The following is a 16,403-nucleotide window of genomic DNA, read 5'->3' on the forward strand; positions in this document are numbered from 1 at the left end:
GATTGTGCTTGCTGTTAGTAAAAGGGGGGTATAGACAAAGATTTTTTTGGATGGCGCGTAATGAATTCCGAAAAATGGGGATAGTAAGCAAGGAAATAAAAACCCCTATTTAGAGAGGCTGTGTGCGATCCAGTGAAAAATCAAGTCAGAGATGCTTCAGGAAAAAAAAGAAGGCAACACCCTGCAATTCGTGCAGCTAAATATGTAAGTGTGGCTGTTATTACGTTAGCGCTTATGTTCAGTCTGCCACAAACGACTCAGGCAGTTGGCAAAAAGGCGAAGGGTCCCGACGTATACGTCATTCAAGGCATGCTGAAGTCGATCGGCAGCTACGCAGGACCAATTGATGGTTATTACGGACCTCAAACCGTAAAAGGCGTAAAGTATTATCAAAAAATGCACGGATTGCAGGTAACAGGCTCAGTGGATGCAAAAACGTTACAATCGATTACCTATTCCTATTCCGCTGCTAAAGCTGGCACGAAAGCGCAAGCCAAATGGAAAGGAAAAGCAAGTGGCAAAGGTGCAGGCGGCGGAGCTGGTGGTGCAGGCGGCGGTGCAGGCGGCGGAGCAGGTGGCGCAGGCGGCGGAGCAGGTGGCGCAGGCGGCGGTGCAGGCGGTGCAGGCGGCGGAGCAGGTGGCGCAGGCGGCGGTGCAGGCGGTGCAGGCGGCGGAGCTGGTGGTGCAGGCGGCGGTGCAGGCGGCGCAGGCAGCGGTGCAGGTGGCGTAGGCGGCGGAGCTGGTGGCGCAGGCGGCGGAGCAGGTGGCGCAGGCGGCGGTGCAGGCGCAGGCGGTGGTGCAGGAACCGGTATCGAAGGAGGTGCCGGCGGCACAGGAACAGGCGGCGGCAAAGGCAACATCGGCGGCGGAACTGGCGGCACAGGAACAGGCGGCGGCAAAGGCAACATCGGCGGCGGCACTGGCGGTACAGGAACAGGCGGCGGCAAAAGCAACATCGGCGGTGGTACTGGCGGCGAGAAAGGCAACATCGGTGGCGGTAAAGGCAACATCGGCGGAGGTACTGGCGGCGAGAAAGGCAACATCGGTGGCGGCAAAGGCAACATGGGCGGCGGCACTGGCGGAGCCGGAACAGGCGGCGGCAAAGGCAACATGGGCGGCGGTACTGGCGGAGCCGGAACAGGCGGCGGCAAAGGCAACATGGGCGGCGGCACTGGCGGAGCCGGAACAGGCGGCGGCAAAGGCAACATGGGCGGCGGTACTGGCGGAGCCGGAACAGGCGGCGGCAAAGGCAACATGGGCGGCGGTACTGGCGGAGCCGGAACAGGCGGCGGCAAAGGCAACATGGGCGGCGTGGACAGCAAGTCCAAAAGCCAGCAATAACGCGGCTCCGCGCTAAGCGGAAAGGAAGGACCTGACGATTGGCGTCAGGTCCTTCTCTGGTTCCATTGGGGGATACGACTGACGCATGAGAGCTATTCGACTAAGGCAGGTGGTTGACGGAACTAAAAAAGGGTAAACTAGCAGTAGAAGATTCTAGCAATTATAACAAAGTTGGTGATGGGAGCATGCGTAAGAACAACATCAAATCCCAAGCGAATGCATTGCTTGCTCTATCGGCGGCAGGCATATTGGCCACGTTCCCGTTCCAGCATACGTTCGGCGGAGGGTTGCTGTTCGCGGCTTTCAGCGCGGCGACAATCGGCGGGTTGGCGGATTCGTTTGCGATCAGCGCCTTGTTCGGCAATCCGCTGCGAGTAGCGTGGCCGTCGTGGATGGGTACGCGTATTATCGCAAAAAATCGGGAGCGGCTTATTGGCGAATTATCGGATATGGTAGAGAAAGAACTGCTTACCGTCGACGCCATCAAAGAAACGTTGGAGGAGTTGAACTTGGCCGATGTCGTCGTTCGTTATTTGCATGAACACGGCGGGGAAGAGAATGCGAAGGAGCTTGCCGTCAAGCTGGTCGCTGACTTGCTGGGCAAGGTGGATGCCGAACAGCTTGCGCTAGGTATCGAAGCGTTTACCAAGGAACGGGCGGGTACGATCCAGATTGCCGATCTTATTGCGGATGTAGCAGAGTGGAGCGTAAAGAACGGATACGATGATCGAATCATCACGTTCGGCGCCGAGCAATTGGCCAGATTGGCGGGTACGCCGCAATTTGGCGAGCTGATCGAGAAGTTTGCTGCCGCTGCCATCAAATCCTACGAAGGAGAGAAGTTCAGAAGACGTCTGGTCGACTTTACGGCCGGCATGAACGCGCATGCCATCAGTTCCAAGGTTCAAGCCTGGATCGTTCAATTTCTCTCGGAGCTCGGTCAAGCCGATCATCCGCAAAGAGTGGTGCTGCGCGGTAAAATGATCGATCTCGTAAAAAGGCTTCGCGAAGACGAGGCATTACGGCAGAAGGTCGAGGCTGGCAAACATCAGCTGCTGCAAGCCGCCAACGGAAAGCTGAAGCTGGACGAATTTCTGGCAGTCCGCTTGGAGAGAATTCGAGAGAAGCTTACCGAAGCGCAAGGTATGTCTAACGACGATTCTGTCTCACAGCCGCTTATGTGGCTGCGCGCGCAATTGAATAAAGGGATGGACCGGTTGGCGTCGGATGGAAGCCTTCAAACCTCTCTCGACGTTATGATGAAACGTGGATTGTTGTCCTGGATTACGCAGAAGCATGCCATGATCGGCTTGCTCGTAAGAGAGAAGCTCGGCGCATTCTCGGAGAAGGATCTGATCGAGCTCGTCCAAGATAAGGCGGGCAAGGACCTCCAGTATATCCGGTTAAACGGGATGCTCGTGGGGTCGTTCGTCGGAATCGTGCTTTATTGCGCAACCTTCTGGATAGGGGGTGGCGGTTCATGACGATGAAACAAAAGGCAAATGCCAGCCTGCTGTTGCTTGCCTTGCTGTTTATCGGCGCGGCGATCGGTCATTACTATTATCCCGCTGCCTGGTGGTCACGGCTTTTGCTCTATACGGCCGAAGCCGGCCTTGTCGGAGCGCTGGCGGATTTGTTTGCGATAACGGTATTGTTCCGCCATCCGTTCGGCTGGAGCTGGATACCTCATACGGCGATTATCCCAAGGAACCGCGACAAACTGGTGGACGGCGTCGCTTATATGGTCGAAGAGCAATTGCTCAACAAGGAGCTCATCCGTGACAAAATCAAACAGTTCCGAATTGTGGAAGCGCTGATCTCGTGGGCGGACAGTCGCCCGGATGGCAAACGGATATCCGATTTGGGCTGGACGTTGGCAAGCAACCTGATTAAGAGGATGGATACGTCCGCTACATCTCAAACTTTGGATCATCATACGAGGAATGCGCTGCGGGGAGTCAATCTGTCATCGTATGCCGGCAAAGGGCTGAAATGGATTCTTCGGAGCGGAAACGTTCAGAGCTGGCTAGGGTACATTGTCGATTATGCTGCAAAGCTGACAGCAGGCGATGCAGTCAAAGAAGCTATACGCGAGATGCTGTCCCGGGAGAAAAACAAGTTCGTGAACGAAGGCGGTTCTATCGCAAGATGGTTCAAACAAAAAATCGTCGAGTTCGCGGAATCCGCGGACGCGCTTAATCTTGACGATGCGGCCCAGACACTCCATCGCGATCTGCTCACGTTTATGGAAGAGCTGAAACGTCCGGACCATGAAATGCGCGTCTTGCTGGAGACGCAGCTCCATGTATTGGCGGATAAGTTGTCCGACAGCAAGGACATTGCCGCGTCTATCGAAACGTGGAAGCTGGAGATGCTGGAGCAAATTTCTTTGCAGCCTACAATTGAGGCTCTGCTTAAGACTGTTCAAGGATTGCTGGCTGAAGGAGCAGAGGTAAAGTATGTGGTCACGGACGAAGGCGCTTTGCGCCAAGCGGATGTGAAGGCTTGGTTTGCAGGACTGTTAGAATCGTATTGGGAATGGTTCAAAAATGACGAAGAAACCAAGGCGCAATTGGAAGAGTACGCTCAGCAATTCGTCAGACAGGTAATCGAGACGGAGCATGCCGTGATCGGAAAAATTGTGCGCAAGACGCTCGGCGGTTTCACGAAAGAGCGACTCGTCTCTTTTATCGAGAGCAAGGTTGATGTCGACCTTCAGCGTATTCGACTTAATGGCGCTTTTATCGGTGCCGGTGTAGGCGTCTTGATCTATGGTTTCTTGCACGGAATTTATGCGCCGTTGCTGAATTGGATATTTTGAACAACCTCTTAGGGCTATATGCCCGAGCAGGAGCCCCGAATGGATGCCGCGTACCCGCGATCGTTCGGGGCTCCCTTCATAAATTAGGACTATCTGTTCTGTATACCGCACAATTGCGGTGGTATAGTTGGAAGGTAGTGGAATTTAAGGGGGGATATCATGAAATTAATCATAATTAGTGCACTCCTTGCATGCCAAGTGGCAATGACGATGGCGTCGTTATCAGGCTTTCAGCGAACGGTTGAGCCTGCCGCAGCGAACGTAATAGCAGGCATTTCGCATAGTGTGAGTCGAAGCGCTGCCGTAAGCTTGCAGGAGGCAGAATTGCCTGACGGGGCAGATCCCACGGCCTACCAAACAAAGCTGCATACCATCGATCTCAAACGATGGGGCATTCGCAACGATGGCAGCAAGCCGGTTGAAACGACACGGGGAATAAACAGAGCGCTTGTTTGGGCGCATAACTCGGGCATTACGGCAGTCACACTTCCAGCAGGCACGTATACGATCGACAAAAACAGCAGCATCGAGATGGTCGCCAATATGCTGTTCGAGCTTAGCGACAAGGTGACGATTCAGAAGGAGCCAAACGCGAAGGAAAGTTATTTTTTGCTTCAAGTGAGGTACGGCGACAATAATGTTACGCTCAGAGGCGGAATCTATAAAGGCGACAAGGACCAGCATGATTACTCCAAGAAGGAAAGTCCGTATACGCCCGGCACGCATGAAGGCGGATACGGCATCAGCGTCATCGGCGCGGAAAACGTGACGATCGATGGAGTGAAAGCGACACATTTTACGGGAGATGGATTAGTGCTGGGCGGGCATGGGACGATGGTGCGGGATCTGTACGAGAACAGCTTCGAGTCGGGAGGCATAGACGCCAAAGGCAAACGGGTCGCCGATCCGGCGAAAATTAGAACATCCATCCCATTGAAGTTCGACCATGAGATTTTTAAAGATCGGCGCGAATTCGAAATGGCAAATAACCTCAAGCTGCCCCGCAGCTTCGATATCTTCTTCTATTCCAGCAAAAACACGTTAATCAGCAGTCGCAAAAGCGTCAATGCCCGCGACATCATCGCATTGCCAGACGGAGCGAGCTATGCCCATCTCGTGTTCTCGCAGAAGGGCTTCAAAGGCGCCTATATCGAGCAATGGAACCGAGTAGTCAGCTCTAACGTCGTCGTTCGAAATTCGGAATTCGCCTACAACAGGAGACAGGGGATTACGGTGGGCGGCGCGGATCGCGTGCTGATCGTAGATAATGAGCTTCATCATATGAAAGGCACGATGCCGCAATCCGGGATCGATGTGGAAGGCGGCTTCGGCGAGAACGGCAATCGAAACAGCAATATTATGATCAAGGACAATAAGTTCCATAATAACGCCTCCTATGACGTTATCCTGTATGACGGAAGAGACGCCATCGTGGAAGGGAATCATTTGGCCTCCAAAGGAGCTATCGGATTAGCCGTATCGCCTCCGTTTACAGGGGCGCTTGTAAGAGGGAATCATTTTGACGGAACGCGTATTATCGCTTACCACGACGTCACGTTCCAGGACAATCGGCTTAACAACTCGTACACGACGCTGGAGGGACCTCGTATTACGATCGACGGCATGGAAGTAACGGACGGCATTTTGGGCATCAGCCCGAAGGAAGCATATGGGGTTACGGCAAAAAACGTCACGATCACTAGCAAAAACAAATCGGCTGAGGCCGGCCTGTCCTTATTCGGCAAGAAGGTAAAGCTGTCCAACATTACGATTATCGGCGAATCCAAACTTCGTACCTTTACCGGCGGCGTTGAGCCCGGAAGCATCATCGACAACTTGCAGGTGTTGAATTACAATTCCACCTATGGATTATCTCTGCCGCCGGCCACCTACACCAATTGCCGTTTCGAGGGCGCGGAAGGTGCCAAGACGGGAGCAATCGGTTTATCCTTGGGCGGGAAATATGTGTTCGACGGCTGTTCGTTCCGAATCGGCTCTACCGCGATGAACGGACTGATCGCAGACAATGCCAAGCTGGATCTGACTATAAGGAACTCAACCTTGGAGGGACTCGGCGATGCGTCCCTGATATCCGTGCAGTCGGCAGCTAACGTGCTGATAGAAAATAATACCTTAAACGCGAATCGATTGACTCGGGAAAATGTAGAGTTGATCAAGCTTAACGATTTTTGGAAGCGGAACGATAAACACGATATTTTAAAAGCGGTCATCCAAGGCAACGACATTTCATCTAACCTGTATGCCATCGGGATCTCTACCTTATACGCTGGAACGGATGCGCCTCCCTATACAATCAAAAATAACAAGCTGAAGCATGCAGCGTTGTCCATCAAGGACAATGACGTATCGGAAGGAAACGAGCTAAATAATTGAAGAAGGCCTCCAATCATGGATAAGTCTGCTTTCACTGCCGCATACTAATCCGATTACTACGGAAGCGGGGCTGAGTGACAGATGAGCTTGACTTGGATATTGGCAGCGATGATGCTGATCGGAACGCGGGAGACGGCGCAAGAGCCGATCAACATCGTTCACCAAGGCGATACGTTATCGCAAATCCAACAATCGGATTATATACACGATCTTCCTGTAGGACCGTTGATTGACGAGCGCAAGCTCGAGGCGCTGATCAAGGATGTGGCCGAGCGGGTGGAGACCGAACCTCGCAACGCGGTGCTTGACGGGGCCGGTCGAATCGTGCCGGAGAAGCCGGGCATGAAACTGCACGGCGCAGAGTTTAGACGTCGATTATATGGGAGCATGTTCGAGAAAGGCGGGGTCGAGCTTGAGGTGCCTATGCGCCCTGTCTTTCCTCGCGTAGACAGCGAAGTTCTCTCTGCGATCAAAGTCAACGCGATTGGCTCGTATTCGACGTACTTCAACAGCCGGAATCGCAATCGTTCCTCTAATATCGTGTTATCTGCACAAGCGATTAATAATACGGTTATTTTCCCGGGCGAAAAATTTTCCTTTAATGGCACAGTTGGAATGCGGACGGGGGAGAAAGGATATCTTCGGGCGCCAGTTATCGTTCGGGGAGAGCTTTACGAAGATATTGGCGGCGGCATCTGTCAGGTATCCTCTACGTTGTACAACGCGGCGGATCGGGCAGGGCTCACGATCGTCGAACGATACTCTCACAGCCGTAATGTCCACTACGTGCCCCCGGGCCGCGACGCCACGGTGAGCTGGTATGGCCCCGACTTCGTATTCGTCAATCCATACAATCATCCCGTACTTATTCGCGCATACGCGGGACCGGGTTCTGTGAGCGTCACGATCTTCTCCTCTGACATGCTCGAAACGCGGCCGCGCGAGGTGCCCGGAGCATCGCGCACGCTCCCCGAGGAAGTGGACCTCGAGGAACGCGGCGTAAACGGAACGAGCGATTAATCGGTCAGCTTTACTTCAATGCCAAGGTAATAGTCGCCTTCCGCGCTTTCCTGGAACTGCGGTGTGACAGCTCCTTCGTAGAGTTCGTCGCTGCTCGAAAGGCGCAGTTGCAGAGGAACGGGAATGGCTCCGTTCGGCATGTAATGGGCGGTCACCTCATAGTTCCCGATGGGCAGCAGGGGTACGCCGATCCCGCCTGTCAACTCGGAAGCGCGCTTTACGATGGTTTCGCTTTCCGTGCCGTCTAACAGCGGACCCTTCGACGACAAAGTGATGACGATATCGGAGGGATTCCAGAGGGACTGACCTGATGCGTCAACTTCCATTAACAAGGTTCCGGTAATGGGAGCTGCCGTCAATGTGCGGATGCCGCCTTCTAGGGAATCGACAGGCTCGGACAGATCGGCATGGAGATCACCGATGTAACTTTTGCCATGATATTGAATCTCGTACGTAGGAGATAACGTCCAGTTGTCTCCTTTTGTGCTTAATGGAAGCTCGATGGAATAATAGCCGAATTCGCTGGATAGTCCGCTGGCTTCCGTGTCAGGAGAACCTGTGTTAACAGCGATGACCGGAATGCCAGGCTCAGCCGTGCCGCTCTCGTCCGTCACGCGTCCCGCGATCTGCCGTGGCTCCGCCCGCAGGGGAATGGGATCCATATCATATTGATCATAAATGCCAATTGCAAAGGTATCCTGCGTTGACATATAAACGACGTCATATCCGCTATGTTCCGATACGAACCGCAGGGGGACTAACGTATTGCCGCCTATCATTTTTGCCGGAGCGTCAAGCGCGGTTTCCTCGCTCCCGACTCTAGCGATAAAGCTGTTTATCGTCAATTCAATTTTGAAGCCGTCCTTTTCCCCGCTGGCTATTTGTTCCTCGCCATCCCATGTTACCGTGTAACCCAGCGCCTCGAAGATCGCCCGGAAGGGGACAAATGTCCTGCCGTCCTGAATGATAGGGGATGCATCCCCAAACGTTAATGATTTTCCGTTCACGTATACCTCGACCGTTCTTTCTGCCGAAAAGGCTGCACCCGGGAACAACATGGCCGAGATCCATAACAAGGCGAAAATTAATGTAATCGTTTTCCTTCGTTTAAGCAGCGTCTCCTTCATACTTCTCGTCACTCCTTGTCGGGAAGTCGGTATGCTTGCATGAAGTCATTATAACGGAAATTGAATGTCGAATACTGTCGAATTTGTCCGTCGATCTACAAATAAGTCGCTCGATGCAGACGAAATCTGTGTGCGCCTATCTTTGTTAGCCAATTGTTGCAACAGAATAGCCAGATTATGCAAGACGGTGACGCCCCTGATCGGTTAAACTACTAGAAAACAAACATATGATCAGTAATCGAAAGGGATGAATGGAACGATGAAAGAACAACCCGCAATTGCCGTCTTGGGCAGTATAAATATGGATATCGTAGTCAGCGTAAAGCAGCATCCGCTGCCGGGAGAGACGATACACGGCTCGGAGCCGATGTACAGCCCGGGAGGAAAAGGAGCCAATCAGGCTGTAGCGGCGGCAAAATCCGGCATTAAAGTCAGGATGGCCGGAGCGGTAGGAACGGATGGGCATGGACGAGATCTGATGGCGTCACTAGATGGCTACGGGGTGGATACCGGCTCCGTTGCCGGGAAGGAAGGCTCGTCAGGGCTTGCGTTTATTACGGTAGACGAGGCTGGAGAGAACTGCATTATTTTGTCGCCAGGCGCCAACGGCAAGATGTACCCCGAGGAATTGGAGCAGGTGTGGCCGGCTATCGAAGGCTGTTCCGCCGTGCTGCTGCAGAACGAAATTCCGCTTAAGACGACTTTGGCGGCAATGCAAGAAGCAGCGAAGAGGGGGCAACGTGTCTATTTTAATCCTGCACCGGCTGTCGAGCTGCCCGAGAATACTTATGCGGCAATCCATTGTTTGATTTTGAACGAAACGGAAGCTGATACGCTGATTGGCGGGAGGTTAACGGCAGAAGAAGGAGACGAGGCCGCCGCCGAAATCCGGTCTGCGCGGGCGCTGGTTGAAGCTGGCGTAGAGAGCGTAGTGCTCACGCTGGGAGCCAAGGGAGCCATTTACGCGGACAAATTCGGGGAGACGATTCGCGTCAAAGCGTTTGCCGTAGAGGCGGTCGATACTACTGCCGCCGGCGACACATTTATTGGCGCGTTCGCTGCGATGCGGGAGAGCGGCGAGACAGTGGAGAATTCTCTGCGCTTTGCTTCGGCTGCGGCCGCACTGGCAGTAATGAAAGCCGGAGCGCAGCAATCGATCCCGTCCAGGGAGGAGATCGAATTGTTTCTGTCGCGGCAGCCAGTTGCCAGGCAGCTGAATTAAAGGCTGAGGGCGGAAGTCCCAGTAGCGGAACGTTTGGATAAGGGATATGTAACGTTGCCGATTCGTGATAAACTGATACAAGTGTATTTGTTGTCATATTGAAGGAGGCGGACAGCGTTGGATAAGTTGAAAGTCGGAATTATCGGTACGGGCAATATTAGCGGTATTTACTTTCAGAATGGCAAACGATTCGAGTCCATGGAGATTGTTGCCTGCGCGGATCTCAATGCGGAACTCGCCGCTGCCAAGGCGGCCGAATACGGCGTTCGGGCATGTACGGTTGAGGACTTGCTTGCGGACCCGGATATTGGGATGGTCATCAACCTGACGGTTCCCAAAGTGCATGCGGCCGTCTCGATTCAGGCGCTGGAGGCAGGCAAACATGTGTATTCGGAGAAACCTCTGGCGGCAACTCGCGAAGAAGGTAAACGCGTGCTTGAGGTTGCCCAAAGCAGAGGGCTGCTCGTTGGATGCGCGCCGGATACTTTTCTGGGCGGCGGGCTCCAAACCTGCATCAAATTGATCGAAGACGGTTGGATCGGCACGCCAATCGGCGTCACTGCGTTTATGCTGGGAGGAGGGCCGGAAGGATGGCACCCGAACCCGGATTTCTTCTACCAGCCCGGAGGCGGTCCGCTCTTTGATATGGGACCCTATTACTTAACGGCGCTTGTGGCAATGCTCGGCCCGATCACGCAGGTGACTGGCATGGCCCAGATTTCGTTTCCCGAACGGATTGCGACAAGCAAAGAACTGTTCGGGAAAAAAATTAAAGTCGAAACGCCAACCCATATCGCAAGTACGCTTAAATTCGCCTCCGGCCCGATCGCTACGCTGCTGACAAGCTTTGATGTCAAGGCCGGCAGCACGCTGCCCAGAATCGAGTTGTACGGCAGTGAAGGTACTCTGGAAGTGCCGGATCCCAACACATTCGGCGGCAAGATCCTTATCCGGCGCGCAGGCGCGCAGGAGTGGTCCGACATTCCTTTGGCTTACGGCAAAGCGGAGAATGCGAGGGGAGTCGGCGCGGCGGACATGGCAACAGCGATTTTGACCGGCCGCGCTCACCGCGCGAACGGAGAGATGGCGTATCATGTGCTTGAAGCGATGTTCGGCATCCTTGACTCCTCGGAGCAAGGCGTTCATTACACAATGGAGAGTACATGCCAGCGTCCTGAGCAGTTCCCGCTCGGTCTTGCGGATCACAGCTTAGGCGAGTAACGTTGGAGCTGCGGCGGAGCCGGGCAATAAATGGGACAATCTTGTACGGAGAAAGGGAAGGACGGGGGCTCAGAGGCCACCGTCCTTTCTATTTTTTCATTATACAGGAATTGATGCAACTCCAAGACTTGTGAACAACAGGTTTAAAAATCTAACAGACACCAGGAGGCTGTCTATTCACTGTAGATAAGAACGAGTTGCGTGCTGGAATGGGGAAATTTTGTGCTGGAGGGAGCCGCTGAGTGGGATGATCGGAGGGCTGGGGAGTCGGATTCTACTTAGTAACTAATGGCATTTCGACGTCGAATAAACCCAGGTCTTTGAGGAAATAGCTTCCTCAACGTGAGTTTCAAATTAACGACCATGGCAGCCAAGTAACCTTTAAGCTGCAACGCTTTTCGGCTTTTCGTTAAGGGTCTCTCTAAACCACAGTCATTCTTCAATTCTTGGTTCTTTCGTTCAACCAGCATGCGCTGTTTGCGATCTAATTTGCCGCTAATCGTAGCGTTGTAATCCTTGGCAGCCTCGTACACTTCATAATAGTCACTGTGAAATACCCGGCGCTCTGCTTTTCCTGTTGTACATGCCGAGCGTAAGGGGCAACTTTCACAGTCTGTCTTTTCAAAATAGTATTGCCAACCGCTGCTTTGAGGAATATGACGCTTTTTTACGGTATCCTTTTCGTTCGGACAAGTGTAGCAGTCCTTTTCCTTGTCATAGCTAAATCGGGTGAGGTCGTATCCCTTTGAGGGGTTACTTCCCAGGATGACAGGGGCTACTACAGGGATGCCAATAGTGGCAAGCATAGTGCGCTGCAACCCGTGGCCGTAGGCGGTGTCACCTAACATGGCGCGTGGCGAAATTTCGAAAAAGCTTTGTACTTCTTTGGCCATTGCGTACATAGCTTCTCTGTCATGTTCATTCGCAGGTACGGCGTTCACATTCAGCACAACGGAGCTGGTCCCACACAAATTTTGTAGTTTGTAGCCACATGTGACGGTGGATGTATTCTTTCTCCCGACTCGAGCGTGCGGGTCAACAGCGCTCATAAGACGATCCTTTGCTCTTTCATGGCTCGGGATTTTTTCAAACACAATCTCTTGTTCGGTTTGGTTCCGCGCAGAGTCAATCGGGTCGCCATCAGTCGGCGGTACAGGTCGGCTGTTCTGCTCTAAAATGTCCTGCAGAATGCGTTGCAAATGCTGAGAAGTCTCGCGCTCTTTTTCCGTGAGTTCTTTTTGCAACAAAGCAGACACATCCTCGAGTTGAAACCATTGAAGCAAACCATAAGCTTGTGCCACCAACTTGCTGAAAGCGAGCATGTGACCAGCAGTAGATGGTTGTACGGAGGTGCGAGCGTAGAGTCCATCGGTCTCAACCGAAGCGAGTGCGAGTTGGTATATCGCACGATGGCTACGTTTTAAATGTTGAAGGACCCGGATCATAGCATGTTGAATCAAGCGATAGGTGCGCGGCTTCGAGAGTGCGGGATTTGAGGCAAACGAGTCGATGATCCATTTCTCCGAGTGATCGCCCCAAAGGCCATGGCTGTACATTTGGGCAAGAATGTAGAAGTGGCAGGCTTTAAACATGGCGGTTCCCATACGTGAGCGGTCCAAGCCAATCGTACTGTGATCAAACCCAAAGAAGTCGACGGGCAAGCCTAAGAAACGCTTGATGAACAAGTCGCTAATTATGCGCTCTTCCACCTGGCGGTCGGAAAGACCGTAGTATATCTGAATAAGATGGACTTTAAGCTTCAGTGAAGGCGCATACGGGTGCTGTCCGCGCCCCGAGTAGAGCACGGAGCACAGTGAATCTGCAAAAGAAAAGTCTATCTTCTTCTCTAAGTGACTCCAAAAAGGATGCTCAGGAAGCTTGGAGTATACCATCATATCTGCAAAAGACATTTGATCGAACTCTTTGTAACGCACACGTCTATTCAACACAGCACAAACCCCCGGCCCAAGTATATCTTCCATTATACCTGGGTTCAGGGGAGATGGACTATGGAATTTCAGTTTTTCACAATGAATAGACAGCCTCACCAGCGACGTTATTTGTCCGATTTTTAACCTCGAACAAATTTAACAGACAGGAAAGACACTATTTGGTCGTAATGGAGTCAATTTGCGTTATGATGATGCCAATAGAGTCGTGTAAGTCCGTTAGATTTTCGAAAACCTAATAAATCGAAGAATAGCGTCATTTATGTCCGATAGGCAGTGAGTGACTGGACGTTTTGGTTTTTGAATCACCTTCAGGTGATTTTTGTTTAATCGATTGTTAAGAGAGCTTGAGCCGCCGCAATTCTAGCCATAGGAACACGGTATGGCGAGCAGCTGATATAGTCCAATCCGGCCGAATGGCAGAAACGAATGGAACGCGGATCGCCGCCGTGTTCGCCGCAGACGCCCGTCTTTAGAGCTGGATTGGCTTTACGTCCCTTATGGAGCGCGATCTCGATTAGCTGACCTACGCCTTCCGCGTCCAGAACCTGAAACGGATTGTCAGGCAAGATTTGTTGATCCACATAACAGGATAGGAACTTTCCTTCCGCATCGTCTCTGCTGTAACCGAAGGTCATTTGCGTCAAATCATTGGTTCCAAAGGAAAAAAAGTCGGCCTCCTTCGCAATTTGATCAGCTGTGAGCGCGGCTCTCGGCACTTCTATCATGGTACCGACCTTATAATCCACATGATGATCTTCGCCAAGGATATCGGCTGCGACGCGATCTGCCAATTCGCGGACCCTCTTTAGTTCGTTGACATGCCCGACCAATGGAATCATAATTTCAGGCCGGACTTTCATCCCTTTCTCCTTGCAAGCCAAGATGGCTTTAAAGATGGCTTTGAGCTGCATCTCGTATATTTCCGGAACAACAATGCCTAAACGGCAACCCCGCTGTCCCAGCATCGGATTGACTTCATGGAGCGATTGAACTTTACGAATGAGCTTGTTCGTTTCTTCGTCTTTATTTGCCGATTCCCGTTGCCGTTGTTGCAATAGTTCAAGCTTTGGCAGAAATTCGTGCAATGGCGGGTCAAGCAACCGTATATTAACGGGGAGTCCCTCCATGGCGGCGAATATTCCTTCAAAATCCTCTTGTTGCATAGGCAACAGCTGATCCAGCGAATGTTGACGTTCTGCCTGGTGTTCGGCGAGGATCATCGACTGAACGACAGGCAGCCGTGCCGATGACATAAACATATGTTCCGTCCGGCATAATCCGATTCCTTCCGCGCCGAATTGTCTGGCTTTCCGTGCATCTTCCGGATTGTCCGCATTCGCCAGCACCTTTAGACGGCGAATTCCATCCGCAAATTGCAACAATCTTGTCAGCTCTCCCGTCATCTCCGGTTCCTTAAGCGTTACCGTTCCCAGAATGACCCGTCCGGTGGAGCCGTCCAATGTGATCCAATCTCCCTCATCTACCTTCCTGCAATTCTCTTCCAGACCGCCAGGGCCGGCTACATAGAAATGACGGTTCGTCTTGTCGATCCTTATTTCCTCGCACCCGCAGACACACGGCTTGCCCATTCCTCTGGCAACGACAGCCGCGTGGCTTGTCATTCCGCCTCTGCTTGTCAGTACGCCTTCCGAAGCGATCACTCCATGAATATCGTCCGGGCTGGTCTCGGCGCATACAAGAATGACTTTATGGCCTGCGAGCTTCCAATCCACTGCCGTGTCGGCATCGAACACTGCCCGGCCGGATGCCGCTCCAGGGGAGGCGTTAAGACCCTTGGCAATGGTATCCAGCTGTTGCTCGGAATCGATAGCCCGGTGCAGCAGCTGATCCAAGTGCTCCATCTCAATGCGTATCAAGGCCTCTTCTGCGAGAATAATCCCCTCGTCGACCAAGTCAACGGCAATTTTTATCGCCGCTTGAGCCGTACGTTTGCCGTTGCGTGTCTGCAAAATAAACAATTTATTCTGTTCGACCGTAAATTCAATATCCTGAACATCCTTGTTAAGCAGCTCGAGCTGTTTGGCTATATCGGTTAATTGAGAATAGATGTGCGGCATTTCTCTATTCATTTCGTTTATAGGCAGAGGTGTTCGAATACCCGCTACTACATCTTCGCCTTGCGCGTTGATGAGATATTCCCCGTACAGCCTCTTTTCGCCCGTTGACGGATTTCGTGTAAATAGTACCCCGGTGCCGCAATCGTCGCCCTTGTTGCCAAATACCATCGATTGAATGGTTACCGCAGTTCCCTGCTCGTCGGGAATACGATAGGCATTGCGATATGTAATAGCCCTTGGATTATTCCATGAGCGAAACACCGCCTCGACGGCCAGTTGCAGTTGGATGTAAACATCTTGGGGGAATACGTTGCCGGTATGGTTTTTAATCAACATTTTGTATGATTCGATCAGTTCCGTCCAAGCCTCCGCAGCAACGTCCCGGTCGTGTTGATAGCCGTATTTCTGTTTCAATTTATGGAGGAGCAGTTCGAAGTGAATCGATTCCACGCCGAATACCACATTGCCGAACATCTGAATAAAACGGCGGTAACAGTCAAAAGCAAACCTGGCATTTTTTGTTTCGCCGGAGAGTCCAAGCACGGTTGCATCATTTAAGCCAAGATTGAGGATCGTATCCATCATGCCCGGCATCGAAGTGACTGAACCGGATCTGACCGAAAACAGCAGCGGATTTCTCTCATCGCCGAACCTTTGAGATTTAAGCTGCTCGATGCGCAATATCGCGTTTCGTATATCCGGCATTAAACCTTCCGGAAGTTGATTGCCGTTCTCGTAAAAAGCTCTGCATACATTCGTCGTGACGGTAAATCCGGGCGGGACGGGGAGGCCCGCGCGGGTCATCTCGGCAAGGCTCGCGCCTTTTCCGCCAAGCCATTGCTTCATTCCGGCATGGCCTTCGTGGAAATGTACAATTGAACTAACATTCGTCATAAACTGCTCCTTCGGGTTCGCGACTGGCCCTGCACTCCAACCGATCGCATTCCGTATAGTAGGTGATTGCGCCTCCATTAGTGGAACCTCCTGATTCTTTTTTGGCATTAAACGAAATATTGAACTCATATATCTTTTATCACATTCTTATATAATACGCAATATATAAAATAAGAACACTATAATTGAGTCATATATAAATAGCAAACCCTATATATGATGTATTATATGTGGGACGAGTATAATAGCGAGCAATACATTACAATTAGAAGCTTCATAACGTGGACCACACATCCGAGTTCATGCGAGGGAATATGACATCGTGCAAACGCT

At 52.1% G+C, this 16,403-nt stretch carries 10 protein-coding genes; 7 read left to right on the plus strand and 3 right to left on the minus strand.

All coding sequences use genetic code 11. The features are described 5' to 3' along the window. Positions 1-210 precede the first annotated feature (210 nt). The 5 genes from KJW29_RS04100 to KJW29_RS04120 all read left to right on the plus strand — a co-directional run bounded on the left by KJW29_RS04100 (position 211) and on the right by KJW29_RS04120 (position 7,576). Entirely contained in the window at positions 211-1,341 is a 1,131-nt protein-coding gene (locus KJW29_RS04100) for a peptidoglycan-binding domain-containing protein (protein WP_246608571.1), read from the plus strand. 185 nt (positions 1,342-1,526) lie between these two features. Further along, positions 1,527-2,825, plus strand: coding sequence for a DUF445 domain-containing protein (locus KJW29_RS04105; protein WP_214628839.1), 1,299 nt, complete (start codon positions 1,527-1,529; stop codon positions 2,823-2,825). After that, positions 2,822-4,162 (plus strand): DUF445 domain-containing protein, encoded by a 1,341-nt coding sequence (locus tag KJW29_RS04110; protein ID WP_214628840.1) that lies wholly within the window; start codon positions 2,822-2,824, stop codon positions 4,160-4,162. Before KJW29_RS04105 ends, KJW29_RS04110 begins: the two co-directional genes overlap by 4 nt. A gap of 159 nt (positions 4,163-4,321) precedes the next feature. Continuing rightward, a complete protein-coding gene (locus KJW29_RS04115; RefSeq protein WP_214628841.1) occupies positions 4,322-6,556 on the plus strand; it encodes a right-handed parallel beta-helix repeat-containing protein in 2,235 nt (744 codons plus the stop codon). Between the two features lie 81 nt (positions 6,557-6,637). After that, the gene (locus tag KJW29_RS04120; protein WP_214628842.1) at positions 6,638-7,576 is read left to right on the plus strand and encodes a VanW family protein; all 939 of its coding nucleotides are present in this window, start codon (positions 6,638-6,640) and stop codon (positions 7,574-7,576) included. Here KJW29_RS04120 and KJW29_RS04125 read toward each other — a convergent pair. Then, positions 7,573-8,703, minus strand: coding sequence for a stalk domain-containing protein (locus tag KJW29_RS04125; protein WP_214628843.1), 1,131 nt, complete (start codon positions 8,701-8,703; stop codon positions 7,573-7,575). The genes KJW29_RS04120 and KJW29_RS04125 overlap by 4 nt on opposite strands. 259 nt (positions 8,704-8,962) lie before the next feature. On the opposite strand from KJW29_RS04125, the gene rbsK reads away from it, so the two are divergent. Both rbsK and KJW29_RS04135 read left to right on the plus strand, forming a co-directional pair. Then, positions 8,963-9,925, plus strand: a complete 963-nt coding sequence (gene rbsK, locus KJW29_RS04130; RefSeq protein ID WP_214628844.1) for a ribokinase — start codon at positions 8,963-8,965, stop codon at positions 9,923-9,925. Between the two features lie 117 nt (positions 9,926-10,042). Next, positions 10,043-11,146: a Gfo/Idh/MocA family protein gene (locus KJW29_RS04135; RefSeq protein ID WP_214628845.1), complete on the plus strand. Its 1,104-nt coding sequence runs from the start codon at positions 10,043-10,045 to the stop codon at positions 11,144-11,146. A gap of 278 nt (positions 11,147-11,424) precedes the next feature. On the opposite strand, the gene KJW29_RS04140 is transcribed toward KJW29_RS04135, so the two are convergent. Beyond that, positions 11,425-13,095, minus strand: coding sequence for a transposase (locus KJW29_RS04140; RefSeq protein WP_246608572.1), 1,671 nt, complete (start codon positions 13,093-13,095; stop codon positions 11,425-11,427). Between the two features lie 326 nt (positions 13,096-13,421). Further along, complete coding sequence (gene ppdK / locus KJW29_RS04145; RefSeq protein WP_214630987.1) at positions 13,422-16,070, minus strand: pyruvate, phosphate dikinase; 2,649 nt, start codon at positions 16,068-16,070, stop codon at positions 13,422-13,424. Positions 16,071-16,403: the final 333 nt, after the last annotated feature.

The organism is Paenibacillus agaridevorans (assembly GCF_018604145.1).
Classification (GTDB): Bacteria; Bacillota; Bacilli; order Paenibacillales; family Paenibacillaceae; genus Pristimantibacillus; species Pristimantibacillus agaridevorans.